The 25,161-nt window shown below is 58.7% G+C and carries 23 protein-coding genes; 10 read left to right on the top strand and 13 right to left on the bottom strand.

Going from position 1 to position 25,161, the window contains the following annotated elements; genetic code table 11:
• Positions 1 to 285: 285 nt before the first annotated feature.
• Both EPN93_18940 and EPN93_18935 read left to right on the top strand, forming a co-directional pair.
• The gene (locus tag EPN93_18940) at positions 286 to 594 is read left to right on the top strand and encodes a hypothetical protein (protein ID TAL31098.1); all 309 of its coding nucleotides are present in this window, start codon (positions 286 to 288) and stop codon (positions 592 to 594) included.
• A 17-nt stretch (positions 595 to 611) separates the two neighbouring features.
• On the top strand, positions 612 to 800 hold the full coding sequence (locus tag EPN93_18935; GenBank protein TAL31097.1) for a 4Fe-4S ferredoxin: 189 nt from the start codon (positions 612 to 614) through the stop codon (positions 798 to 800).
• 107 nt (positions 801 to 907) lie between these two features.
• Here EPN93_18935 and EPN93_18930 read toward each other — a convergent pair whose 3' ends face one another.
• From EPN93_18930 to EPN93_18920, 3 genes are all read right to left on the bottom strand, one after another.
• On the bottom strand, positions 908 to 2,236 hold the full coding sequence (locus tag EPN93_18930; GenBank protein ID TAL31096.1) for a PhoH family protein: 1,329 nt from the start codon (positions 2,234 to 2,236) through the stop codon (positions 908 to 910).
• 153 nt (positions 2,237 to 2,389) lie between these two features.
• Complete coding sequence (locus tag EPN93_18925; GenBank protein ID TAL31095.1) at positions 2,390 to 2,728, bottom strand: P-II family nitrogen regulator; 339 nt, start codon at positions 2,726 to 2,728, stop codon at positions 2,390 to 2,392.
• Between the two features lie 16 nt (positions 2,729 to 2,744).
• The gene (locus EPN93_18920; protein TAL31103.1) at positions 2,745 to 4,358 is read right to left on the bottom strand and encodes an ammonium transporter; all 1,614 of its coding nucleotides are present in this window, start codon (positions 4,356 to 4,358) and stop codon (positions 2,745 to 2,747) included.
• Between the two features lie 773 nt (positions 4,359 to 5,131).
• Between EPN93_18920 and EPN93_18915 the strand changes: the two genes are divergently transcribed.
• Entirely contained in the window at positions 5,132 to 6,430 is a 1,299-nt protein-coding gene (locus EPN93_18915; protein ID TAL31094.1) for an MFS transporter, read from the top strand.
• Between the two features lie 96 nt (positions 6,431 to 6,526).
• Here EPN93_18915 and EPN93_18910 read toward each other — a convergent pair whose 3' ends face one another.
• Positions 6,527 to 8,113: a hypothetical protein gene (locus tag EPN93_18910; GenBank protein ID TAL31093.1), complete on the bottom strand. Its 1,587-nt coding sequence runs from the start codon at positions 8,111 to 8,113 to the stop codon at positions 6,527 to 6,529.
• Between the two features lie 330 nt (positions 8,114 to 8,443).
• On the opposite strand from EPN93_18910, the gene metF reads away from it, so the two are divergent.
• Positions 8,444 to 9,298, top strand: coding sequence for a methylenetetrahydrofolate reductase [NAD(P)H] (gene metF, locus EPN93_18905; protein ID TAL31092.1), 855 nt, complete (start codon positions 8,444 to 8,446; stop codon positions 9,296 to 9,298).
• A 140-nt stretch (positions 9,299 to 9,438) separates the two neighbouring features.
• Here the strand turns inward: metF and EPN93_18900 are convergent, their stop codons facing one another.
• Positions 9,439 to 10,188 carry a 1-acyl-sn-glycerol-3-phosphate acyltransferase gene (locus EPN93_18900; GenBank protein ID TAL31091.1) on the bottom strand — a complete coding sequence of 250 codons (750 nt, stop codon included), beginning with the start codon at positions 10,186 to 10,188 and terminating at the stop codon, positions 9,439 to 9,441.
• A 216-nt stretch (positions 10,189 to 10,404) separates the two neighbouring features.
• On the opposite strand from EPN93_18900, the gene EPN93_18895 reads away from it, so the two are divergent.
• On the top strand, positions 10,405 to 11,631 hold the full coding sequence (locus tag EPN93_18895) for an NAD(P)/FAD-dependent oxidoreductase (GenBank protein TAL31090.1): 1,227 nt from the start codon (positions 10,405 to 10,407) through the stop codon (positions 11,629 to 11,631).
• A gap of 3 nt (positions 11,632 to 11,634) precedes the next feature.
• Here the strand turns inward: EPN93_18895 and EPN93_18890 are convergent, their stop codons facing one another.
• Complete coding sequence (locus EPN93_18890) at positions 11,635 to 11,931, bottom strand: DUF493 family protein (GenBank protein ID TAL31089.1); 297 nt, start codon at positions 11,929 to 11,931, stop codon at positions 11,635 to 11,637.
• Between the two features lie 26 nt (positions 11,932 to 11,957).
• On the bottom strand, positions 11,958 to 13,070 hold the full coding sequence (locus EPN93_18885) for an Ldh family oxidoreductase (protein TAL31088.1): 1,113 nt from the start codon (positions 13,068 to 13,070) through the stop codon (positions 11,958 to 11,960).
• Positions 13,071 to 13,319: 249 nt separating this feature from the next.
• On the opposite strand from EPN93_18885, the gene EPN93_18880 reads away from it, so the two are divergent.
• A complete protein-coding gene (locus EPN93_18880; protein ID TAL31087.1) occupies positions 13,320 to 13,844 on the top strand; it encodes a DUF255 domain-containing protein in 525 nt (174 codons plus the stop codon).
• A gap of 8 nt (positions 13,845 to 13,852) precedes the next feature.
• Here EPN93_18880 and EPN93_18875 read toward each other — a convergent pair whose 3' ends face one another.
• Positions 13,853 to 16,255 (bottom strand): PAS domain S-box protein, encoded by a 2,403-nt coding sequence (locus EPN93_18875; GenBank protein TAL31086.1) that lies wholly within the window; start codon positions 16,253 to 16,255, stop codon positions 13,853 to 13,855.
• 166 nt (positions 16,256 to 16,421) lie between these two features.
• Between EPN93_18875 and EPN93_18870 the strand changes: the two genes are divergently transcribed.
• From EPN93_18870 to EPN93_18860, 3 genes are all read left to right on the top strand, one after another.
• Positions 16,422 to 17,390: a hypothetical protein gene (locus tag EPN93_18870; GenBank protein TAL31085.1), complete on the top strand. Its 969-nt coding sequence runs from the start codon at positions 16,422 to 16,424 to the stop codon at positions 17,388 to 17,390.
• Between the two features lie 110 nt (positions 17,391 to 17,500).
• A complete protein-coding gene (locus EPN93_18865) occupies positions 17,501 to 18,967 on the top strand; it encodes a hypothetical protein (protein ID TAL31084.1) in 1,467 nt (488 codons plus the stop codon).
• A 4-nt stretch (positions 18,968 to 18,971) separates the two neighbouring features.
• Positions 18,972 to 19,316: a hypothetical protein gene (locus EPN93_18860; protein ID TAL31083.1), complete on the top strand. Its 345-nt coding sequence runs from the start codon at positions 18,972 to 18,974 to the stop codon at positions 19,314 to 19,316.
• A 15-nt stretch (positions 19,317 to 19,331) separates the two neighbouring features.
• On the opposite strand, the gene EPN93_18855 is transcribed toward EPN93_18860, so the two are convergent.
• The 3 genes from EPN93_18855 to EPN93_18845 form a co-directional block, all read right to left on the bottom strand.
• On the bottom strand, positions 19,332 to 20,813 hold the full coding sequence (locus EPN93_18855) for a cyclic nucleotide-binding domain-containing protein (protein ID TAL31082.1): 1,482 nt from the start codon (positions 20,811 to 20,813) through the stop codon (positions 19,332 to 19,334).
• 3 nt (positions 20,814 to 20,816) lie between these two features.
• Positions 20,817 to 21,368: a DJ-1/PfpI family protein gene (locus EPN93_18850; GenBank protein TAL31081.1), complete on the bottom strand. Its 552-nt coding sequence runs from the start codon at positions 21,366 to 21,368 to the stop codon at positions 20,817 to 20,819.
• Between the two features lie 239 nt (positions 21,369 to 21,607).
• Entirely contained in the window at positions 21,608 to 22,387 is a 780-nt protein-coding gene (locus EPN93_18845) for a hypothetical protein (protein TAL31080.1), read from the bottom strand.
• A 206-nt stretch (positions 22,388 to 22,593) separates the two neighbouring features.
• Between EPN93_18845 and lexA the strand changes: the two genes are divergently transcribed.
• Positions 22,594 to 23,199, top strand: coding sequence for a transcriptional repressor LexA (gene lexA / locus EPN93_18840; GenBank protein TAL31079.1), 606 nt, complete (start codon positions 22,594 to 22,596; stop codon positions 23,197 to 23,199).
• A gap of 5 nt (positions 23,200 to 23,204) precedes the next feature.
• Here lexA and EPN93_18835 read toward each other — a convergent pair whose 3' ends face one another.
• Together EPN93_18835 and EPN93_18830 are read right to left on the bottom strand one after the other, a co-directional pair.
• Positions 23,205 to 23,738, bottom strand: coding sequence for an NUDIX hydrolase (locus EPN93_18835; GenBank protein TAL31078.1), 534 nt, complete (start codon positions 23,736 to 23,738; stop codon positions 23,205 to 23,207).
• A 157-nt stretch (positions 23,739 to 23,895) separates the two neighbouring features.
• The gene (locus EPN93_18830) at positions 23,896 to 25,008 is read right to left on the bottom strand and encodes a VWA domain-containing protein (protein TAL31077.1); all 1,113 of its coding nucleotides are present in this window, start codon (positions 25,006 to 25,008) and stop codon (positions 23,896 to 23,898) included.
• Positions 25,009 to 25,161: the final 153 nt, after the last annotated feature.

The following is a 25,161-nucleotide window of genomic DNA, read 5'->3' as shown; positions in this document are numbered from 1 at the left end:
ATGAAGGGAAGAATCCATCGCCGCACCAGCGCCGTCTAAGCATTACAAACCTGTACACACCAGAAATACCGGAGCGAGGTGCGTCCCCACACCGCGTTTCCCTGGAATATAATTCACACCCTCGACGTATCGGAATCCACCTCAAGGCAATTAACTCTGCGGCAATAAGCGCTTGGAAACACGACCCCTTCGCCGATACAGGAGATTTTCCCTGACCGGAAAAAATAGTGGGCGTATTACAGTATTTAAGATATTATTGTAATATTATTTTCAAGGAGATTTACCATGCCATCTTCCAACAGCATTGCACGCCTGTCCGCTTCACGGGGATTCAGGGACCAGATACTCTCGTGTCTCGCGGACCACGTAAACCAGGAACTCGACCCCGCGAATCGCCCGGCCGCCGCGGAATCGCTTCTCCGCGAGACCATCGCCTCCACCGGGGGCAGCTTCGAAAATCCCGATGCCGAAACGCTCCTTAGGGCGATGCGCCTCATCGCGGCGCGCGAGCTCAAGACCGGCAAGAGCGCGAAGACCATCGCGGAAAATTTCCATCGCATCGCTAAAATGATCACCGGCGAGCCCGGTGCCTGATCTTTCGGAGAAACGCAATGATAACAGTCGATCCCCACCGCTGTCCCCAGAACCACCCATGTCCCATGGTGAAACGCTGCCCGCACGCCGCGATCACCCAGCAGGGATATCTCGCCCCGGCGATAAGCCGGGAGCACTGCGCCTCGTGCGGCGTGTGCGTTCAGTCGTGTCCCTATAAGGCGTTCGTGAATCTGGGGGAAATGTGATACTCCCGCTCCCGTACCCCCGGAGGGGGCAAGGAAATATATTTCTGGGGTCAGGGGGGCGTGACGGTCGGGGGTACCCTGAAAGCGCGGATTCGAATCCGCGCTTTCTATAGCAGGTTTGTCGCGAGCTCCGCGAGCTCGCTTCGCTCGCCCTTCTCGAGGGTGACGTGGGCGTAGAGGCCCTGACCGCGCATCTTGTCGATGAGGTAGGTGAGTCCGTTCGAGCGCGAATCCAGGTAGGGCGTGTCGATCTGGTAGGGATCGCCCGTGAAGACGATCTTGGTCCCCTCCCCCGCGCGCGTGATGATGGTCTTGACCTCGTGCGGCGTGAGGTTCTGCGCCTCGTCCACGATGAAGTACACCTTCGAAAGGCTCCGGCCGCGGATATACGCGAGCGCCATGATGAGCAGTTTCTCGTTGTGCACCATGTCGTTTATCCGGCGGTAATCGGGGGAATCCTCCTCGAACTGGTTCTTGATGACGGACAGGTTGTCGAACAGAGGCTGCATGTAAGGGTCAAGCTTGTCCTTGATGTCCCCGGGGAGGTAGCCGATATCGCGGTTGGAGAGGGGGATCACCGGGCGCGCGAGGAGTATCTGCTTGTAGTCGCGGCGCTTCTCGAGCGCGGCCGCGAGCGCCATGAGCGTTTTCCCCGTCCCCGCTTTTCCGGAAAGCGTGACGAGCCGAATCTCCGGGTTCATGAGTGCGTCCAGCGAGAAGGTCTGCTCGGAATTGCGCGGGTGGATGCCGTACGCGCGCCGCTTTTCCACGAGCCGGAATGCATGCGCCTCCTGGTTGAACGTCGAAAGCGCGCTCTTCGTACCGTTCCTCATGATGAAATATTCGTTGGGACACGGGGGGTCTGCCAGGTTGAACTCCTCGATGGGAACGAATCCCTCTTTGTAGAAACGGTCGATGACCGATGAGCTCATGTGCTCGACGATGTTTTTCCCCGTGTAGAGATCGTCGATGTCCTTGACCTTTCCCGTTTCATAGTCCTCCGCCTGCACGCCTATGCTCTTCGCCTTCATGCGGAGATTGATGTCCTTGGAAACCATGAAGACGCGGTCGGCCCCGTACTCGCGCGAGAGATTGTAGGCGAGGGAGAGTATCCGGTGATCCGGACTGTCCTCCCAGAATATGCTCCTCAGGTGCTCGTCCTTGACGATGTTCGTATTGACGACCAGGAATCCCCCCGAACCGAGAAGTACCCCCTCGTTCAGCAGCTTGCCGTCGATGAGCGCGTCGAGCTCCCTCGAAAATTCGCGCGCGTTGAAATTGATGATTTCGTTGCCCCGCTTGAAGCGGTCGATCTCCTCTAGGAGCGTGATGGGGATGACGACATTGTGTTCCTGGAACGAATAGATGCACCGGAAATCGTGCAGGACGACGTTGGTGTCGAGAACGAAGATCTTATTGCCGTTTAGGTTAAGCATATTCTCAAGAGACATAATACAATGCGGGAAGGCGTTTGGCAATTAATTTTTTCCAAAAACTCCGTTTATTCATACAATCCTTACAAACCGCGCACAAAAAAAATCGCGGCGGGCCCCTGCCCGCCGCGACTCACCATTCCGGCAATGACCGCTTTAAACTGCGGCGTCGCCGGATTCGGAGGTGCGTATCTTTACGACTTCATCGATCTTGTAGATGAAGATCTTCCCGTCCCCGATCTCCCCGGTGCGGGCGGCCGTGATGATGGCGATCTTGATCTTTTCCGCATCGGCGTCCTTCGCCACTATCTCGATCTTCATCTTGCTGAGCATCGAAACCTTGTACTCCTCACCGCGCCACTGCTGCACGATGCCTTTCTGCCTGCCGTGACCCCTTACCTCGGTCATGGTAATGCCCGTGTATCCGACTCCGTCCAGCGCCTGGAGCACGTCATCCAGCTTCTCGGGGCGTATGATCGCTTCCACTTTTTTCATTGTATGCCTCCTTCCTTCATTGCGCCTTTGCGGGCGCGCTGCCCTTGGAGAACGGGGTCTCCGAGAACTTATCGAGCTTGATCCCGGAATATCCGGATACACCCATTTCAGGTATATCGAGCCCGTCTACCTCGGCCGCAGGGCTTACCCTGTTCCCAATAACGAGATCGATAAGCTTAAATACGATATAGCCCAACAATCCCACATACAGGATGTTCGCGCCCATGCCGATCAACTGGGCCACAAACTGGGAGGGATCGCCGTAAAAAAGACCCTTCACGGTGCCGGCGACGCCGTTAAGCCCTTCGCCGTAGGTCCCGTCCGCGAAGAGGCCCACTGCCAGTACGCCCCATGCGCCATTCACGCCGTGCACGGCGACCGCGCCCACCGGGTCGTCCACGCGGAGTTTTCGTTCGATAAAGAACGCCGCTTCGATTACAAGCACGCCCGCGACAAGTCCGATAATCGCTGCGCTTCCCGCACTCACGAACGCCGAGGGTGCGGTAATCGCCACGAGCCCGGCCAGCAGACCGTTGCACATCATGCTGGGATCGGGCTTCTTGGTCCTGACCAGCCACATCCACAGCGTCGCGGCAACCGCGCCCGTCGCGGACGCCAGCATCGTATTCACCGCCACGACGCTTATTCTCAGGTCCGTACCCGCCAGCGTGGAGCCTGGATTGAAGCCGAACCAGCCGAATGCGAGTATGAAGGTGCCGATAACGGCCATTGCGATATTGTGGCCGGGGATCGCGTTGGGCGAGCCGTCGGCATTGTATTTGCCGATACGCGGGCCCAGCATCTTTGCGCCTACGAACGCCAGGACGCCCCCGGTCATATGAACAACCGAGGAGCCCGCGAAGTCGACATGCCCGTGACCCAGTGCGAAATTTTTACCAAGAGCGGAGAGCCAGCCTCCTCCCCATACCCAGTTGCCGTAGATGGGGTATATTATGGTGCCCACCAGCAGCCCGTAAACAAAAAACGAGGAATATTTCCAGCGTTCCGCCATGGAGCCCGTGGGAATGGTCGCCGTCGTGTCCATGAATACCATCTGGAAAAGGAACATCGCGAACACCGCGACGTCGTACACGCCCGTCAGCATGAAACCCTTGCTTCCAAAAAGACCGAACTCCTTCCCGAAGAGGGTCACCGTGAATTCGCTCGAAAGCCCGTCAAATCCCCCAAGGGTTCCCAGCGCCCCCACCCCGCCAAACATGAGCGCGAATCCGCACAGGTAAAAGCCCAGCATGCCCAGCGGGTAGATCATTAAATTCATCGCCATCGTATGCGCCACGTTTTTCGCGCGGGTGAGTCCCGATTCGACCATCGCGAACCCGGCCTGCATGAACATCACCAGAAAGCCCGTGATCAGCACCCAGACCATGTTCACGGCTACCTTGCTCTTACCCACCTCGTCGGCGATTTCCGCTATCGTGGGATTTCCCGGTTTCGCCGCGGTTACGTCGGCGGCGTTTCCGGTCTTTGAACCGCTTGGATCCACGGCCCGCGCGGACGGCTGCACCGCCGCGGCCGCGTCCTGTTTCGGCTTCGCCGCGTCCTCGGCGAGCGCCATGAGCGGCATGAGTGCGATGATCGCGACGCATGCCAGCAACAATAACTTCCTCATCTTCATCGTTCGAATCCTCCTGTTATTAATTGATTAGTACGCACAAGCCCGCATTCACGCTCATAGGCATCCTCCTCGACCGGGGTCGCGGCGCGTTCCGCGCGCTTTTCAATCCGGTTTCAATGAAATAAATTTCCATACTGTGGTTTTAGCACACGCACAAAACCTGTCAACGTTCGCGGGTCGCGGCGTGGAAAATCGGGGCCTATTTTACCTTCAGGTAATATATTTCCATGAGGTTAAATATTTTTCCGCAAGGCCCCGGCGGCCGCGCGGCCGTTAGCGTCGCTTATATCGCGGGAAAATCCGCGCTCACACGCCCCCAATATTACGGGCGTGTAACATTATGCCCGCGATCGGCTTTCCGGCAAACCGGCGGCGGTTACCGGCGCGGGAGCGCGCGCCGCGTCCGGGCGGCAACACGCGGCTGGAAATTCCGGGAAAAAGAAAACGGGCGGTAACACGTAACGGCGGCGGGGAAATAAAAATAATGATTGATTTATGGATTACGTTGTATATCAATGAAATCATCTTGCTCTACACGTGCCGGCCCCGCGAGCCCGGTTTGAACCGGATGCGGCGGGGAATGGGCGCCGCCGTACCTCACGCCACCGCGGTCGCCGCGGCGGCGATAAGCATTCATCTTCCAACGTGCGTTCGCACGGTACCCTTTAAGGGCACAAGGGGGAAGAATGCGCATTTTTCGAAGCGCCGGCCTCCCCCCGGGGAATAATGCCGGAAGCCGTCCATAAAACCCATCGAGGAGCGTTTACATGGAAAAAGCCGCACGCCTGAACGAAGCGAAAGACTTCCAGGTTTCACCGGGATACGCACGGTACGTGTTCCTCCTGCTGTTCCTGCTCTACCTGTTCAATTACGTGGACCGGATGGTTGTCGCCGCCATCTTCCCGTACCTGAAGGTCGAGTGGGCCCTCACCGACGCCGAATGCGGCTGGTTCGCCTCGATCGTGACGCTCATGATGACCCTGTTCGTCTTTCCCGTATCACTGCTTGTCGACCGGTGGAGCAGGAAAAAAGCAATAGGCATCATGGCGGTGCTCTGGAGCATCGGCGCGGCGGCGTGCGCGTTGACGAAAAGCTTCACGCAGTTGTTCACCGCGCGCTCGCTTATCGGCGTCGGGGAGGCAGCGTACACCTCAGGAGGTCACGCGATGATCGCGGCATATTTCCCCGAGGAAAAGCGCGCCACCATGAACGGGCTGTTCACGGCTGCCATTCCCATGGGCACCGCGATCGGGGTGATACTGGGCGGGGTGATCGCGGAGAGCCTGGGCTGGCGCTACGCCTTCGGCCTGCTCGCGGTGCCGGGGCTTATCGTCGCCCTGCTCTTTTTCTGGGTGAAGGACTACAAGACGGTGCAGATCACGAGAAAGTCCGGCACGGGTGCCAACGCGGTTCACGTGAAGATGAAGCCGGGTGAAATCGCCAGGGAATTCCTGCACACACCCTCGGTGCTGTTCACGTACCTGGGCTACATCGGAAACACCTTCGTCACCACGGCGCTTATGAACTGGCTTCCCTCGTACTTCAACCGGATGGACGGGCTTCCCATGGACAAGGCGGGCGTGAAGACCTCGGTGGTGTTCCTCCTCGCGATTTTCGGCGCCCCCATAGGCGGGTTAGTCACCGACAAGCTTCGCCGCAAGTATCCTAACGCGCGCATGAGCGTGCCGGCCGTCACATCGCTCCTCACCGGGCTGTTCCTTTTTATCGGCTTCTTCTTCCTCGAGGGGACCGCGCAATACGTGTTCCTCATCTGCTTCGGATTCACCGCGCCCATGTTCGCCGCGGGCGGCTCCGCGGTCACGCAGGACGTCGTGCACCCCGGCCTTCGCGCGATTTCCTACAGCCTGGCGCAGTTCTTCATGATGCTCCTGGGCTACAGCCTGGCACCCATATTCGTCGGGTACATATCGGACCGCTACGATCTCCTTACCGCGTTCAAATTCCTCCCGCTTTTCTCTCTTTTCGGGGCAGTGGTATTTTTCATCGGGTCGTTTTTCTACGTGAGGGACCTCAACAAGGTCGAGCGCGTGGGATTGGAAGAGTAGCGGCAGGGGGCCCGGGGGCCGATACACCGGTCCGCGGCCCCGGGGGCGTTCCCCCGGTTCCCGCCTCCCGCGCCGCCTGGCGGGGGGCGTTTTTATTTATTCCGTCGCGCCGGTCGTAATGAGCGCGCTCAGCTCCTCGGTTCCGCCCGTGATCACCCGGGCGAATTCGAGCATCTGCTGCGTGTGTGACCCTATCGTCTGCGCCAATTCCGCGATCCTCTGGACGGTCGCCATGCTTTCCTCCATCGAAAAGCGCTGTTCGTCCGTCGCCGATAAAATCGATCGCGAAAGCGAGCCCAGGATCGCGGACTGCTCCTCCACCGCGCCTATCGCGCCGTTCTGCGCCGTCATCGCCTCGCGCACCTCGTCTATCTTCTCGTTACTCGCCCCTATGAGCGCGATAACCTCGTCCACCGCGGAGCGGGTGTCGTTGACGAGCGCGCCGCCGCGCTCGATGTCCGCCCGGATGCGTTCGAGCTGGGCCGATATCTCCCTGGAATTGTCGGAGGTCGCCTCCGCGAGCTTGCCGATCTCGTCGGCGACGACGGCGAAGCCGCGGCCGTGCTCGCCCGCGCGCGCGGCCTCGATCGCGGCGTTAAGCGAAAGCAGGTTGATCCTGTCGGTGATATCGTTAATGACCGAGATGAACGCGGTGATCGACTGCCCACCCTCGCGGAGGAGCTGCATCATGCCGCCCATCTGGGAGAGTATGCGCGAGGTGCTTTCGGACGAAGCGGCCACGCGTCCTATGTCCGCCAGTACCGCGGAGCTCAGGTCGAGCACCCTTCGCTCGCTTTCCCTGAGCGTCGCGATGAGCGCCGCGGATTTCTCGGATTCGGCGCTCTGCGCCGTCATGTTCCGGTTGATCGACTCTATCGAGGCGACCTGCTCCTCGTACACCGAGGAAAGCTCTTCGCTCATCGCCGCCTGATCCTGCGAGAGCTGCGAGAATGTGTCGCAGACCGATTTCTGGTCCCTGCTCACGCCGGTGAGCGACTCGTTCATACCGGTCGCGGAGGCGATTATCCCTTCCAGGTGCGCCGAGCGCGATCGCGCGATCCGCTCATTCTCCTCGGCCTTGAACGAAAAACCGCGCAGGTTTTTCAGCACCGTAGCGCACACAGCCGTAAAGCCCCCGATGAGTATGAGCTTCGCTATCTCATCGTCTATCACCGCGTGTCCCGGAATTGGATTTCCCACGGCCCAGGGCACTCCCATGACCACTACGCAGAACGCGATAAGCGCCGAGTACTCGAGCGCCGCGAGCCCTCCCGCGAGTGCGGTGAGGGCCCTGCTGTTCTGGAGCAGGGTGAGGAGGATAAAGAGGAAATAGACCGAGAAGACGATGCTTTCGTTCACCACGAGGTAAGGTTTGTCGGTGAACGCGTACGCGGATTTGATGAGCGTCACGATGTTCATCTCGACCGCCATCGTGACAAACTGAAGCGCCGCGCCCCCGCGCCCGCGGCGCGTCAACGCATAGTTCACCACGGCGGTTACGAAATAGATCCCCAAGCCGCTGAAATAGGCGATGTTGATGACCAGCATGTTGCTTTCCGCTGAGCCCGCGACAACTGCAAGCAGGGCGATGATTATGATCATCCTGATCCGGTTCGCGATAAGTATGTTTTGCCGTGAGATGTCGCCGATCGATCCGGCCTGGCTCATAACTTTCCTCCCCATTCTTCCTCCCGCTCCTGCCGAACGCGCATTGAAAATTTGAGTGAGCGCTCAATCATTGGGGGCACATACACCCCCCGCTGTCAAGATTAATCGCGTCGCTGCCGAATCCACGGGCGGCATTCCTTCTTGCGCGGCCGTGCATTGGGAAGCCATGGTGCATATCCGTCGAAGCATACGTCAATTTCCCGGGTGCGTCAACCAGGAAAACCGCCCCAGGATACGCCACGGCCCTCCTATTTTGCCCGCGCTCGATCAAAAAACAGTTGAAAGCCGGCACGCCCAGGTCTAGGGTTCTCCATTGCAACCAGTTTAAGGAGGAACCCCGGCGGCATGGGCATACCCGAATTATATAAAGAAGGATTCGTGATTTCATTCGAGCTGTTTCCGCCCAAGACGGAACAGGGCGAGATCAACCTCATGCAGGCCCTGGGCGAGCTCGCGGTATTCAAGCCCGGGTTCATATCGGTGACGTACGGGGCGGGGGGATCCACCCAGTCACGCACCCTGGAGCTTTCCCTCAAGATACGCGACACACTGGGCATCACGCCCCTTGTGCACTTCACCTGCGTGGGCGCGGGCAGGGACGAGATCGCACGCTACCTGGGCGATGTCAAGGCGAAGGGCATATCGAACATCCTCGCGCTCAGGGGCGATCCCCCGAAGGGACAGGAGCACTTCGTCGCACCGGTGGACGGGTTCCCGTACGCAAACGAGCTCGTGACCTTCATCCGCTCGATCAACGGGTTTACCATTGGCGTCGCGGGATACCCCGAGAAGCACCTGGAAGCCCCCAGCATGGAGGCCGATCTCGAGAACCTCAAGCGCAAGGTGGACGCCGGGGCCGATTACGTCATCACCCAGCTTTTCTACAACAACGACGATTTCTACGAGTTCATGAACAGCGTGCGCCGCATGGGCGTCACGGTCCCGGTGATCCCCGGCATCATGCCCGTCACCAACCAAGCGAACATCGAGAAGGTCACGCGCATGTGCGGCGCGAAAATCCCGAACGAGCTCATGAAAAGGCTCGTCACGTGCGGTTCGATCGTCGACGTCTGCGAGGTGGGGATCGAGTACTCGATCATCCAGTGCCGGGAGCTCAAGTCCTGGGGAGTGCCCGGTTTCCACTTCTACGCGCTGAACAAGTCGCAGGCGGTGTCGAAGGTCATTAACGCCCTGGATTGAATGGTGCGGGGTTGTTTGTGGATGCAACCGAAAACCTGTAGTAGAGACGTCCCGCCGGGACGTCTCTACTATGGATTTTCGGCCGTATGGACAAACGACCCCGCCGAACAATTGCCGGCGCCGTTGCACATACGGTATTATCAGCCCCCGAACCTCTTTTCCATTTCCGCCGCCTCTTTCTCCAGGGTTTCGATGCGCTTCCGGAGATCGCTCATGATTATTTCTATTTTCTCCACCGAGTATCCGGCAGTGGGCATCTTCTCGCCTATTTTCACGTACACCGTGGACGGATGCAGGATCATGGATCCGGGCGGGAGTATGTGGTACGAATTCCTGATGAAGATGGGCACGATGGGAACCCCGGTCTGCACGCATAGGTGGAAAAGCCCCTTCTTGAAGGGCTGAAGCACGCCGGTGCGGCTGCGCGTTCCCTCGGGAAAAATCGTGATCCGGTTTCCCCTCTTTACCTTTTCCGCCGCGAGGTCCATGCTCTTGATCGCTTTCGTCCGATTGGTCCGATTGATGGAGATATAGCCGTTCAGCCACATGTGCCAGCCTATGAACGGAATTTTAAAAAGTATGGCCTTGGCGACCCAGCCGAACCTGACCGGGATCACCGTACTCAGGATGAATATGTCGAAATGGCTCGCGTGGTTTGACGCGAATATCTGGACGCGGTCGCGGGCGATATTTTCCAACCCCTCCACGCGCACCGTGACCCTGCATGTTGCCAGGGTGCACCGGGACCACATACGCATGCACCAGTGCGCGACCTTTCCCCGCGGGCTGAACAGAATGGACACGTGTGAAATGATTCCGAAGAACGCCGTATAAAAAGCGAAGATGAAGAAAAACAGCAGGCTGTACAACGCTTCAAGAATTTTTTTCATCAAATAAACCTCGCAATGGAACGTACCGCGCAGTCATTTTCAGGATAGACAAAACAGCAAAATCCGTCACCTTGTATTCGACCGCCCGGTTTACGATTGCGCGAGGGCACAGTAGCGGTCCTTTTTAAAAATATCAACATTTTCCTTACTTCTTGACGGCGGCACGCGTTTCCTTAAAATCCATTCCGGCAGGAAAATCCAGGAGCGGAGAAAGCGATGAAACGCGTAGCGATAATCGGGGGAGGGGCATCGGGGCTCATCGCGGCGCACTTCTGCGCGCGCGGCGGATGCCGCGTGACCGTGTTCGAGCGGCAGAAATCCGCGGGGCGAAAGCTCCTCGCGACCGGCAACGGGCGCTGCAACATCGCCAACCGCGAACTTGACGCGGACCGCTACCACGGGCACAATCCCCGGTTCGCCGGCAATGTCATCGCGCGCTTCGGGCTCGATGAAACCACGGAGTTCTTCCGGTCGATCGGCATTCCCTTCGTGGAGGGGGAGCGCGGAAAACTCTACCCGGCGTCCCTCCAGGCGTCCTCCGTGCAGCGCGTGCTTATCTGGGAAATCGGGAGATTGGGGGCCGATATACATCTTCACCGCAAGGTCGACTCGATCCAGCCGCGAAACGGGAAATTCCTGCTCGTGACTTCCGGGCTCGAGGAGCTCGAGTTCGACGCAGTCGTCCTGGCCGCGGGAAGCTGCGCCGCCCCGCAGTTGGGCGCGTCCACCGCGGGCTACGAGCTCGCCTCCTCCCTGGGGCACCGGGTGTACGAGCCCTTTCCCGCCATCCTTCCGATCTCGATACCGCTCAAGGCGCTGCACCGGCTCGAGGGGATCAAGTGGGACTGCGGGGTGAGCGTGCGCGCGCGCGGGAAAACGATCGCGGAATCCAATGGGGAGCTCCTCTTTACGAAATACGGGATCTCGGGACCGGCCTCGCTCGATGTGTCCCGCGCCGTGAACGAACGAGTCCTCGCGGGCGAAACGCCCGAGGTCGCGATCGATCTCTTCCCCGCGACTGACGACGCGGGTCTTGCGGAGCTGCTGGACACGGTGCTGGCGGACGGGGAGCGCACCCTCGCCTTCGGCCTTCTCGGCATACTGAAAGAGCGCATGCCCGAGATCTTCCTCTCCCTCGCGGGACTGGACGGGCAGGCCCGCGCCGATTCGCTCTCCCCCGGAGCGCGCGCGCGGATCGTACGCGCGCTCCAGGATGTGCGCGTCGCGCCGGGCACCCCGCGCCCCTTCGCCGAGGCAGTGGTCGCCGCGGGGGGCGTGGACGTGGACGAGATCAATCCCGCGACGATGGAATCCAGGCGGGTGAAGGGGCTTTACATCACGGGGGAGCTTCTCGACATAGACGGCGACAGCGGGGGCTACAATCTCCAGTTCGCATGGAGCACGGGCGCGCTCGCGGGGATAGCGCTGGGTCGCGCGACGTGAGCGCTAGAACATCGTGGTGAATCCTTCCACCCTGGAGATAGCGGAACACACCTTGTTGAGCTGCGCCTCGCTCTCGAAGCGCGCGGAGAAGGTAAAGGATATGTACTTGCTGGTGCGGCTGAGCTTTGTCTCTATCTGCGGCATGAGCCCGTTTTCGCTGAAAATATTCCTGATGACGTCCAGTACGTAGGGAAGGTTCTTATATACGGCCTTGAAGGTTATCTCGCCGGGGAATTCCCTCGCGTCGCACTCTTCGCAGCGCTCCCCCTCGCGCAGGTGGGAATGATCATGGTCACGCATTAAATACTTACCTCGCCCACGCCCTTCTATTGTTCGAACGGAAAGCGGTAGCCGGTGAGTCCCATCTCGTTCCGCAGACCGGTGATCTCGCGCCGGAGCTCCTCGCCCAGGGGAACGCCCCTGCCCTTGCGCTCGAGCCAGGCCTGGTGCTCCTTCTCGCCTGCCGTATAGATGCACTCCTGGCCCGGCATTTTTCTCGAGGAGCGAAGCCCCCTGAGTATGTCGCCCGTGGTTTTCTTGAACTCGGCGGGCTCGATGAAGGACGATACGTTTATCGCGATGAAGAAATGGCCCAGGCTGTACGGGGTCTTTTTCCCCTCGCGGAGCCCGGTGAGCATCTTCAAAAACGGCCCGCCCTGCAAGGCAGCGGAAAGTATCTCCACCACGGTCGCGTACCCGTAGCCCTTGTAGCCGCCGCCCTCCTCTCCAATACCGCCTAACGGTGCCAGCGCCGCCGCGCCCTTCGTGAGGTCGTCCAGGATGCCGTGCGTATCGGTCCGGGTCTCGCCCTTCTCGTCTATGACCCAGCCGGGGGGCACGTCCTTCCCCTGCCGGCCGTATACCTCTATCTTCCCGCGCTGGCTCACGGAGGTGGCGCAGTCCAGCAGGAAGGGGAAGTCCTCGTCCGACGGTATGCCGAAGGTGAGCGGGTTCGTGCCCAGCATGTTCTCCACGCCGAAGGTCGGGGCGATGGAGGGACGCGCGTTCGTACCGGTGATCCCGATCATGTCCTCCTTGACCGCCATGAGCGCGTAGTAGCCGGCGATGCCGTAGTGCGACGAATTCCTTACCGCAACCATGCCCATACCGAACTCGCGCGCCTTGTCCATGGCCATGCGCATGGCACGCTTCGCGATCACGTGCCCCATCCCGTCGTGGCCGTCCACGACGGCGGTCGTGGGCCCTTCCCTGACGATCTCGAACGTGGTCCGCGGATTGAGGATGCCCGCCCTGATCCTGTCGATGTAAATGGGCTTAAGGCGGTTTACTCCGTGGGAATCGATCCCCAGCGCGTCCGCGGTGATGAGCACCTCGGCGCATACGGCAGCGTCTTCCGGCGGTACGCCCGCCGCGACTAATGCGTCGGCCATGAATCGCTCCATGACGTCGAAACTGACCCACGCCGTATCATGCTCCATAGGGACCTGTCTCCGTGTAGGGTAAAATATGCGCGTGCGCCCGGTCGCCGGCGAGGCGGGGGGCGTTTTTGCCGCTGGTAGTTCTCAGTCTGCACAGGCAGCGCGATTCGTCAATATGATTTTAGGGAGAAAAAGATCATTCCCGTAATTTATGCCCGCCCGGGGAATATCGCTGTTGACTTCCGGGGCTTATTTTCATTATTTTCTTAACAACTGAAATATTTTCCATTCAACACGGGGGATCACCCGATGAAAAGAACATTGATTGCGCTGGCCGCGCTGCTCTTCGTGACAGCCGGCGCCGGGAGCTGCGGGAAGGACGCGGGCACGGACTCGAAGGTCAAATGGATGTCGTATAACGAGGGGGCCGATAGGGCGCGCACTGAAGGGAAGCCGATGATAATCGACTTCTACGCCTCGTGGTGCCACTGGTGCACGGTCATGGACAGGGAGACCTTCGGGGACGACGAGACGGCGGCGATGATTGCCGGGAATTTTATACCGGTGCGCGTGGACGTCGAATCGACCGACAGGATCAAGGCGAAAAACAGGAATTTTGCGCCCTCCGCGTTCGCGTCCATGATGGGGGTACAGGGACTGCCGACCGTCGCGTTCATGGACAAGAAGGGCGAGCTCATAACCCTGGTCCCCGGGTACGTACAGCCCAAAATGTTCATCCCCATACTGCGCTACGTGCGGGACGAATGCTACCTGAAGCAGGTATCGCTCACCGAATACCTCGATCGCAGGAAGGAATGTTCCGGGAAGGATTAGCCTTCGCGTCAGTCCGCCTTGAAACGAAGGGTCACCGCGGTTCCGCTGTCCCTGACCAGAACGAGCGTTCCCTTGAGCTGCTCCTCGCCAAGTATGCTCACGAGCTTGAGCCCAAGTGTATCCGTTGACATGAATTCGATGCCCGGCGCCATGCCGCACCCGTTATCGGCGACGGTGAGCTCGATCATATCATCGGAGTTCATCTTCAGATCTACGCGAATCTCGGCCTGACCCGGCCAGTCCTCGGGGAACGCGTGCTTGAAGGCGTTCGAAATGAGCTCGTTCATTATCAACCCGCAGGGAATCGCGATGGCGAGCTCCACGCTCACGGGCAGTGCGTCGATTTTAAGCGAAACGCGCGCGCCGATTCCCGAATGGGCGGCGTGGAGCTCCCCGGCGAAGGTCCTCACGTAATCCGACAGGTCGATGCGGGCGAAGTCCCCCGACTTATACAGCTTCTCGTGGATGAGCGACATGGTCCGGATGCGGTTCTGCGAGGAACGGAGCACGTCGGTCACTTCCGCGTTCCTGTTCGTGCGCGCCTGCAGGCTGAAGAGGCTGTGGATGATCTGGAGATTGTTTTTCACCCTGTGGTGAACCTCCTTGAGGAGCACCTCCTTCTCGCGCAATGAGCTCGTGACGCGCTCTTCCGCGCGCAGCCGGTGAATGGCGAACGCGTAAAGCTGCGCGAGCCGTTTGACCGCCTCGAGATCGTCCGTGGTGTATCCGCGTGTCGAGTTCGCGAGCGCGATTTCCCCAAGGATCTCGTCGCCCAGCATCACCGGTACGCCCATGAAATTCCCGACAGGCACGTGCCCCGGGGGACAGGCGCCGCGCGCGGGATGCCCGGCCGGATCGTTCGTAAAAAACGCCTTTCCCGTGTTCAGCGCGTGTCCCCACAGTCCCGCATAGGTCCCGTCGGGCCCGGGGCAGAACTCGAACGCCCTTGCCCCCTCCGCGACGCCGCATCCGCCCTCTATCCCGGTGACGAGCGCGTGACCGATACACTTTCCGCCCGTGGGATCGGTCTGGGACACGAAACCGTGCTCGCTGAGCGTGAGCCAGCGCGCGTTCCTGAGCACCATGGCGGCGACGTCGGGAATGGTATAGGAGCGGGCGATGAGGGTTCCGGAGAGCAGGGTGAGCGCCTCGAGAATCGCCATCTCGCGCTCCAGCTTCGCCTCCGCCTCCTTCTGCGCGGTGATGTCCCTGAACATGGACACGATATGAGGCTCGCCCCCTATGTCCATGAGCGACGCCGAATACATACCCGTGTGCGTCTCACCGGCAGCCGCCCGTACATGGAGCTCCTGTTCGATAACGCTTCCGCCGTTTTTCAGCGTATCGACCAGCCACTCACGCCCGGGGGTGAGCGCATGAAACCCAAGCTCATGGGCGTCCTTACCGATGACCCCCTCGCGCGAATATCCGAGCTGTGCGCAAAACGCGTCGTTCACCTCCACGACCAGCCCGTCCGAAAGCCTCGTGATCGTCATAATCACGGGGTTGAGCTTGAAAGCCTTCGCGAATTTCTCCTCCGAAAGCGCAAGCATCTTTTCCCTGCGGTCGAGCTCGTACATGGCCGTCTGCAGCTCCAGGTTCTGCATCGCGAGCCGCTGGTTCTGGTGTTTGATCACGGTGTCGATGCGCACCCACTCGGTGATATCGTTCAGGGACATCATCACGCGCCCCGCGCCGCACTCCGCGGTATCCGACGGCAGGCAATTCACGGACAGGAAGAGTCGCCGTCCCCCGGGGGTTCCCACCGCGACCCGCGCGCCGTAGACCGGGACGCCCCGCGCCGCGACAAGGAAGGGCAGCATCTCGTCGCCCAACGGGTTGCCGTTGAAATCCATGAATTTCCAGCCGGGGGATTCATGAAGGCGCGCCTTTGGCCCGTCATGCGGAAGCTCGAGCAGGCGCCGGGCGAGATAATTGGCGTGGACGACAAGGCCTTCCCGGTCCAGTACGATGACGGGGAACGGGCTCGATTCGGCGGTTTTGATCAGCATCTCCGGATCGTGATCCGGCGCGCGGCGGGGGGTATCGTGCGCGAGGGCGGAATCGAGCGCCCGGCGGAACCTGTCCTCGTCGAGCGGGCAGCCCGGAATCGTTTCGCAGGGCGCATCGGCGCCGCCGCGGGCGTCATCATCCGCCTCACCGGCGATGAGAATGGCGGGAAGCGGTTGCCCTCCCCCGAGATGAGACGCGAGCCGGCAACCGGTCATCCCGTCCGGCAGGGAAGCGGGCGCCACCAGGAGGCCGATATCGGTCCCCCGCGCCGCCGTCGTTGCCTCCTCGACGCTCCCGACCCGGATGACCGCGATATCGGACCATGCCGCAAGGATCGCCTGGATATCGCCGGCGCAGCCGATCCCCTGCTCCAGGAGGAGTACCACGCGCGTTTTCAAGGGATTACCCGCCTGTCGGAAAAGGTTGACAATGTTTTTCGCCTGCGATACATTTCGGCTTCATGAAGTCCGGAGAAAACAGATAGCCCGATACCCGGCTCGAACTACAGCATAGTACGCCCTTCCACGCGGGCGTCAAATAATTTACGCATCCAGGAGGAACACCATGAAGAGGATAATACTGGCCGCCGTCACCATACTGTTCTGCGCCACGCTCCCCGGCCTCTCCGACGACGCGTATGAGCAGCAGAAAAAGGCCGGGAAATCCATGGTGAAGCAGCAGTATGCATCGGACATCGAGCGCAAGGAGGCGATCCTCCGCAAGATGCGCGAATACATCAAACAGATAAACGGAAGGCTCAAGAAGACCAAGGTCAAGGTCGATGCGCCGATAAACATCGACGACGTGACCGACATATCCAAGACCGAGGACGTGCACTCCAACCAGGTCGTGCCCCCGCGCGTGTTCGCGTTCGTCAACGACGAGAAGGTGCGCTTCCGCACCGACGGAAGCACCAGCGGCAAGATAATCGGCATGTTCGATTTCGCCGAGCAGGTGGAGGTGATCGTCCAGTCCACCGATACCGAGACGATCGACGGGGCGACGGCGCCGTGGTACATGGTACGCCGGGCCAACGATAACGAGGACGAGGGGTGGGTGTTCGGGGCCTTTCTATCCAAGGAGAAGCCCGCGGAAAAACCCAAGGAGACGGGCAAGCCCGCCGCCGGGACCAAGGTGACCGCCGGCGATTACGCGGTGCCCACCACAGGATTCCAGTCGAGCGCGTTTGGCTACCGCGTGGACCCCATTTCGAAAAAGGCCGACAGCTTCCACTCGGGGATCGATATCGCGGCCCCGAACGGCACCAAGGTCACCGCGACCGCCGCGGGCGAGGTGCTGCAGGCGGAGTTCAACCAGTATGGCTACGGCAACATGATCATAATCCAGCATGACAAGGACGTGACATCGCTGTACGGCCACCTCCAGAAGTACATCGTGAAACCGGGGCAGAAGGTCGCCAAGGGCGAGCAGATCGGCATGGTCGACACGACGGGCTATTCGACAGGCCCGCACCTGCACTTCGAGATCCGCAAGGGCGGGACCGCGGTTGATCCGAATGCGATTATGCGGTAGAGGGAAATAATTACCTCTTTGCCAGTTTTCACTGTATACTGTTATATACGCTCAGGGCGGCTGTATGGCTGCCCCGCGTGGTTTATGGCCAAGTAAAGAGGAAAAGATTTATGCGCCGATTCGCCCATCGAATGATCATAGTGCTCTCTGCCGCAACCCTGCTGTTCGCTTCCTGCCAGCCGGAATCCTCCAAGGGTGACGACAATGTCTACTGGGTGTTCGATACGACCATGTCTTACGACACCGATCCGAACGCCTGGTACACGATAACTACGGAAAAATACGCGGAGACCGCACATGCGATTGTGCTCGTCGATACGAACGTTACCGAGGAAATGATCGGCGTCAACGGTGTAAGCATGAGCGAAGCTCAGGCGCTCGCGGATGAGTTTGAGAATAATATCTACGACAAGGTCACGACCTATTTCGCGGAACCCATGGACGTCGACCACAACGGCAAGATGAAGCTCCTGATTTATAATATCCGGGATGAGAACTATTATATGTTGAGCAGCTCGTATATCGGCGGATATTTTTTCAGCATTGACGAGTACAGCAATAAATCGGTCCAGCAGGCCTACCCCGCCATGCATTCGAACCAGGGCGAGATCATGTACATCGACTGCGACCCGCAGGACATTGAAACCGAGGCGAAGGGCACGATCGCGCATGAATTTCAGCACATGGTGAACTTCGCGAATGCATACGCCAACAAAACCGACCTCATGGACACATGGATCGACGAGGGACTCGCGGAGGCGGCGAACCATTTGTGCTATGGGCCCTTGACGGACAGGATCGGCGAATACAACGCTTATGATACCGTGGCGCACCCGATCAACAGGCATCCCCTCTTTTATTGGGATTATGACAATTCGCTTCCTAACTACGACAAATCTTATCTCTTCTTTCAATTCCTGAACGCGCAATCAGCCGGCGGCGATGACATTTACAAGGCGATATACAATAATCAATACGTCGATTACCGGGCAATTGAAACCGCAATGGGCCAGGACGCTACGCTCGGGGGTTCATCATGGGGGACCACCAATCAGGAACGATTCAACAGGCTGGTACTCCGGTGGTATGCGACGAATAGCGGGGTTGCAGGGACACTCTATTCATACAATGGAAGATTGAGTGGAATCAATCAAAGCCTGCCCTCCGGCGCAAGTGGGCTGTTAAGCGGAGCGGGCGCTATTAAACAGAATGCGGGTGTATTTTCTTCAGGTAGCGCAGTTGCTGGTTTCATTTATCTTGGTGTCGGCGCAGCCGGAACAGGGGAAGATTTCAATGTATCTGACAATATCCCGGCAAGCTACCGTTTTGTCGCCGCGTATCGGAATTATTACCCTGAAACCGCAACCTCCGGCACATCGTCCATGCCGATCGTGTTTTCAGAGGATTCACTTATTGAAAGCGCACAGGCCATAGAATTCGCTGGAGACCGGCTGTTCACGATATCGGCACAGCCCCGGAAGATCGATCTTCTTCCGCCGCATTCGCGCCGGCCCGCATTATTCTTCGCACCGCTCGCCGACGAAGATTCCTCCCCCGAAGAGGAACCGGAGAAATAACCTGATGCGCCTTCATGGAACAAAGCTGATATCGGCGCTTGCGCTTCTCGTGCCGTTAATTCTCGCGTGCTGCTCGGCGCAACCGGCCGGCAGCGAGCGCGTTTCACTGAAGGGACATTTTGCAATGGCGGGCAACGCCCCCTTCGCGAAGCTCGTTTTCAGGGCGGAGAACGGCGCGAGCTACGAAGTGGCGCCCGTGGAAGCGAAACAGCTTTCGGCGCGGCAGGGTGGCTTAATCGCAATCGAAGCGGACATGACCGAAACAAAGCTCGAAACCGCGGACGGGAAGCACTCCCGAACCGTGCGCATGATCAGGAACATCACCGTGCTCTCTTCCCCGACCCGCTGACCTCATTACGGCCTTTTACATATCAAAAGAAATCTCATCCGAAACAAGCTTAAGCTCGTCTCCGGCTTCCCCGGTCGGCGGAGCCTGTTCCTTCTTCGCGGGAGCAGGCTTTTTATCCTCTTCCTGTTCGAATTCCGCGACCGGTTCGGGGCGCGGGGTAGGCGTGCTTTTCGCGGGCTTCTCGGGCGGAAGGATCTCATCATACGTCGCTTCGAGTCCCTCCGATTCCATCGCGCCTGACGAGGATTGCTCGGTGCGGGCGCGCTGGTTCCTGGGCTGCTCCTCTCCCTCATCGCCCGTGACGATATGGTCGCGGGAGCGCAGGAATTTCGCCTTCATGGAAAGCACGGTCGGGTTCTCTATGGTGATCTGTCCGAAATTGAAATTCAGGTTGTTGTCGTCCATAAGCAGGTTCACGACCGGCCCCGGATTGGAAGGGGAAATCCCCATCATGCGGAAAAGTTCGTCGATCCCGAAGTTGAGCGTGACGGGCTGGGTGTCCTTGAGCGAGTGGTGTTCCTCGAGAAGCTTGTTTTCCAGGAATACGTAGACGCGCGTGACGGGCTTCGAGTATACCCGCGATTCGAGCCGTATGTAGGTGAACCAGATTCGCTGGCTGATCGCCATGAAGATGCGGTTGATCATCCCGGGTGATTTCTTTAAAAGTACGGGGAGGGTCTCCTTGGCTATGGGAAGCAGGGTCGTCTTCCCCCACGCGATCGCGGAGGCGTTGCGCGGCTTGTTGGAGACTATCGCAAGCTCGCCGAAAATATCGCCTTCCTTGAGCACGGAAAGCATGATCTCCTCGTCGCTGCTCACCTTGATGATCTTGACCTTCCCCTCTTTAATAATATAAAGCTCGTTCCCCTGCTCGTACTCGGAGAAGATCATCTGCCTGTCGGCGTAGAGCTTGTAGATGCCGGTCTTCACCGGCTCCAGCATCATGCGGTTGTCCACCTGCTCGATCTGCTTGATCATCGTGCGCGCCGACGCGGAGTTGGGCGCGTCCGGGTGAAGCTCAAGGTAGCGCTGGCAGGAATACTGCGCATACTGGTAGGCCGCTTTGTCGTAGTAGTACTCGCACAGGTTGAAGAGGCGGGTCTCGTCGGGAAGGATGTCGCGGTCCTCGTCGTCCAGCGAGAACATCATCTCGTTGTACGCCCTCAGTTCCCCTGCGAAGTAATTCACGATTTTAAGCGCGACGGGGGGATTGCTCTGGACCATCTCGATGAACTTGTCGCGCTGTATGGCAATGACGATCGAATCGCGCCGCGCCCTGGCCGAATCCATGCGCGGCCGCCGGCACAGGGCGGTAGTGAAGCCGAACACCTCGCCCGGGCGGATGACGCTGTTGAATTTTTTTATCTTTTCGCCGGCGGTCTTGAGCTCGATTTCGCCCCGTTCCACGATGAATATCTCATCGCTGTCTTCATCACCCTCGATGTAGACGTACGCCCCCGCCCTGAAAACGCTTTTTTTCGATTCTACAACCGCCACGGCTCACTCCATCCAGTACACGCGCATTCTGCCGATCAATTCTTTCTTTACGGCTTCGCCCGCGAGCGCCCCCGCCACCTCGAGCGCGAAGGGAAGCGCGCAGCCCGCCCCGCACCCGGTGATCACGGTACCGTCGTGCTCGACCGGGGCCCCCGTCATGGTCGCGCCCTCGCACTCCGCCTCGTAACCGGGGAAGCACGTCGCCCTCTTTCCGTACAGCACCCCCGCGCGGGCGAGCACGATCGGGGCCGCGCACACGGCCGCTGTTATTCCGCCCTTCGAGAATATATGCTTGATGAAAGAAATGACCGTATCGCTCTTCCTGAGATTCTCGCTTCCCGGCATTCCGCCCGGGAGTACGATGCAATTGAAGTCGACCGCCTTGAGCTCGGACAACGGCCTGTCGGCCGTAACGGAAATTCCGTGGGAGCCTTTCACCGGGTTGCTTCCCACGTGCGCTGTGGTGACGTCGAGCCCGGCCCTGCGCAGCACGTCGATAATGGTCACTCCCTCAATCTCCTCGAAGCCCTCGGCCAGCGGCACCACTATTTTCATGGCTTTCCCCCGGAATAATGCGATAAGTGCTATAGTGTGGGCTCAAAAATGCCAAAAGTCAAGATTAATCGCCCGCGCGCCGCTCGTGTGACCCGCGCCCTCGTTTGATTATCGACCACACCGGCCGGTTTCACCAGCAGGGAATTGCCGGTTTCATGGAAGGGATACAAAATTCAGCGAAGCAGGTTTTTCCCGGCGCACCGCCACGGGGTCCGGACGCCGGGATGTGACCGGACCGGTTACAGCGTAACGGGTATCGCGCTCACGATCTTGGCGAGGTTTTGCTTCGCCTTTTCATAGTTGGGGTCTTCCTTGAGGGCCTTCTGGAACTCCTCCTTCGCCACCTGTTTGAGTTTCAGTGCCTCGTCCTTTTTTCCTGTGTCCTCAAGCTCCTTCGCCTTCATGAGCTCAATCTCCCCCTTGTAGTTGGAGAGGGAGGCCTCGACCGATTTCGTCTCGACCTTGGCCTTGATGATGACCTGTTCGCTTTCCGTAAGTATCACGTTGAGGAAATCGGTGACCTTCGTGACCAGCTGCTTCTCCAGCTCGAAGAAATCGCCCGTCTTTCCGGTCACGGCAGCCGTTCCAAGCTGTATGCCCTTTTCCACCGAGTACACCTGCGATTCGATGCGCATCATCCCGTTCATCTCGGTGAAGGAGCCCGCGAGAATGTAGCTGGCGCCTACCAGTTTGCCCACCTTGACAATGTCCTTTTCCTCGACGAGACCGGTCATCTGGATCTCCTGCTCCTTCATCACGTCCTTCATGCGTTCCTTGGAGATGATGTTGAACATCCCGATCGATTCGATGTCGGTCGTGAGCATTGACGAGAGGCCCACCTCCCAGGGCTGGAATTCCTCGGCGCGGCTCTTTTGCGTGTTGTTCATGAAGTTGAGGGCGGCCAGTCCCTTGCGTTCGGACCGCGGTATGGAACGAAGCGTCTTGACGCCGCCGCAGGAAACGACGAACGCGAAGACCGTGAAGGACGCGATTAAAAACAATAATTTCCTGTTTCTCATTCCAACACCTCGATAATGTATTTTAAGGCAGGGTTCCTTGCCGCGAATAAGGATACGCACAATCTGTTTTTTTTCGCAAGAATTATTCAATTGATCGCGCCGGGTTACTACCGGGTTAAAAAATCACGGACCCGGAGAAATAATTGCTTGACATCTATACCGGTGTATGCTAGTTTAATGTTTAGTTAGACTATAGGAGGATACCCATGAAAGAGCTCACCGACCGCCAGGACGAGATACTTTCCTTTATTAAGCAGAGCATCAGGGAATCCGGGTATCCTCCCACGGTACGGGAGATCGGGGACCGATTCTCCATAACCGTGAAAGGCGCCTATGACCATCTCAAGGCCATCGAAAAGAAAGGATACATCAACTGCGCCCAGAACAAGTCCCGGGCAATCGAGCTTGCCGGTCCGGCCCGTGTAATCGTGCCAGATTCCATCCAGGTACCGCTCGTTGGCCGGATCGCCGCCGGCTCGCCCATTATCGCGGAGGAAAATATCGAACAATACCTTGATTTTCCCGCCTCGATGTTCACCTCCGGGGAATTCTTCGCGCTCAAGATCAAGGGCGATTCGATGATCGAGGAAGGAATACACGACGGCGACTTCGCGATCATCAAGAAGCAGAATACCGCGGTGAACGGGGAGATCGTGGCTGCTCTCCTCGAAGACGAGGCGACACTCAAAATTTTTAAAAAAACGGCAGGCGCCATTCAACTCCTGCCCGCAAATAAGGCTTACAAACCTATCATACCGGAAACAGTGGAAATTTTGGGAAAGCTGGCAGGCGTATTTAGAAAGTACGCGTAAACCTATTACACTTTTCCCGCGACCATGGCCCATGCGGCCATAGTCATTCCATCCGCGATTTCATTTTCCCGGATCATGCGATCGATTTCACTTGGTTGATGCGCGTCGATCTCGAACTCTTCGGAATCATCTTTGTGGAATTCATTCGACGGCATCAGGTCCCGTGCGATGAATACGTGGGACCATTCATCGATAATTCCCTTGCAGGGATTGAACCTTCCAACGAATTCGATACTCCCATCCATTCCCGTTTCCTCAATCAGTTCCCGGCGCGCGCGCTCCGCGGGGGCCTCCCCTTCCTTCATGCCGCCCGCGGGGAATTCCAGGCTCTCGCGCTCCATGAGGTACCGGTACTGGCGCACCATGACGATCGCGCCGTCGTCGCGCACGGGAACGATTATCACGGAACCGGGGGTGCGGACGAAATGGTATTCTCCCTCTCGTCCTCCCGCGCCCCGCACGGTATCCAAGATATAGCTCCACCAGGGATTTCTTATTACCAGCTTAGTGGACAGGGTTTTCCATCGATCGAGCGCCATCTCTCGCACGCCTCCGCGGAAGCATATTCATTACGTTACATCTTTTAAATGGGAAGGCCGCGCCGTGTTTCAGCGCGGCCGAAGGCCATTCGCGTAGATTAACACGGTGCGTTCGCAGCGCCCATCCCGGCGCGGCGCCCGTCCCGTCACGGGAACTTTATTTGGTGCCGATGAACGCCTTCGTCGACAGTTCCATTTCGTCGAGCTTGTTCTTTATCATCTCGTTCAGCTTGTTCTGCGCGGCCACCCGGTCCGCATGGTTCTGCTCTATGCGCGCCTGAACATTTTTTAAAGCGGCCGTGAGCGTGTCGTCCTTGGACATGGTGGAGGCCTTCAGGATATAGTTCTTGCTCGTGTTGAACTGGTCGGTCTCGTTGGAAAGGTAAACGTTGTACTGGCGCACGATACACACGATATCCTTGTACATGCCCGAGAGCTTCTTGAAGAAATTGCCGAACGCCTTCACGAGGTCTTCTTCGGTCTTTACGTCCTCGTAGACGCCTTCCGACGACGCGGCGATCTTCGCGAGCTGCTTGCGCGTGTTCGCATCCACCCCGAGACCGATAACCGTGACCTCCGGGCTCGCGCCGCTTTCCCTCAGGTCGGTGATCGCCTTGATGGGATCCCCGCCGCAGCTTTCCTGGCCGTCGCTTACGATAATCATGCTGTTGTTCTCTCGCTCGAGCCCCTTGAGGAACTCCATGGCCTTCGCAATCGCAAGCGCTATGGGCGTGGAGCCCCGCGGCTCGAGCGCCGCGATCTGCGCCTTGAGGGCGTCGTGGTTGTACTGGGCAAGGGGAACCAGGAGCTGTATGCTCTCGTCACCGCAGTCGGCGTTGCCGTAGGTCATGAGGCCCGCCTTCATGGAAGCCGGGAGGGCGTCAACGTACTTGGTCATGATCCTCTTCGCGATTTCCATGCGGGTGGAGCCGCTCATGGCCTCGTTCATGCTGCCCGATACGTCTACTATCAAGAGCACGTTCTGCGCCGCGCCGATCTTTAAAAGGTCCGTTTTTATGACACCGCATTTCCCGCCCGCCGTGCTTTTTTTAAGCGCCTCGTTCACCTTGGGATCGTTCTTAGTTTTGATCTCCAGGTCGTCCGGGAAGCCGTCGTGGTCGACGTCCTTGACGAACATATCCGCGGCGGTGACGGGGCCGGCGCTTGCCGCCAGCATTAGGATGAACAGGGGGATAAGGAGTCGAATGCCTCGCTTCATGATGGTTTCTCCTGGTCGAATTTTTTTCCCCGCACGGGCCGCGAACGGCATGCGCGGGGGATGTAATGGACATGGTCCTGTGCCGGAATCCCCGGCGCCCCCGGGTCAAGGGAAGCCGAATCGGTAATGTTTTTTATACCCGTCCGGTTTAAAAAGCAAATAAATAATTGGAATGCGGGCAGCTCGTATTCAAGGCTGAAGCGC

The sequence above is a fragment of the Spirochaetota bacterium genome (assembly GCA_004297825.1).
Taxonomy (GTDB): Bacteria; Spirochaetota; UBA4802; order UBA4802; family UBA5368; genus FW300-bin19.
Note: the sequence above shows the minus strand (reverse complement) of the source record. Positions and strands in the feature narration are given on the sequence as shown.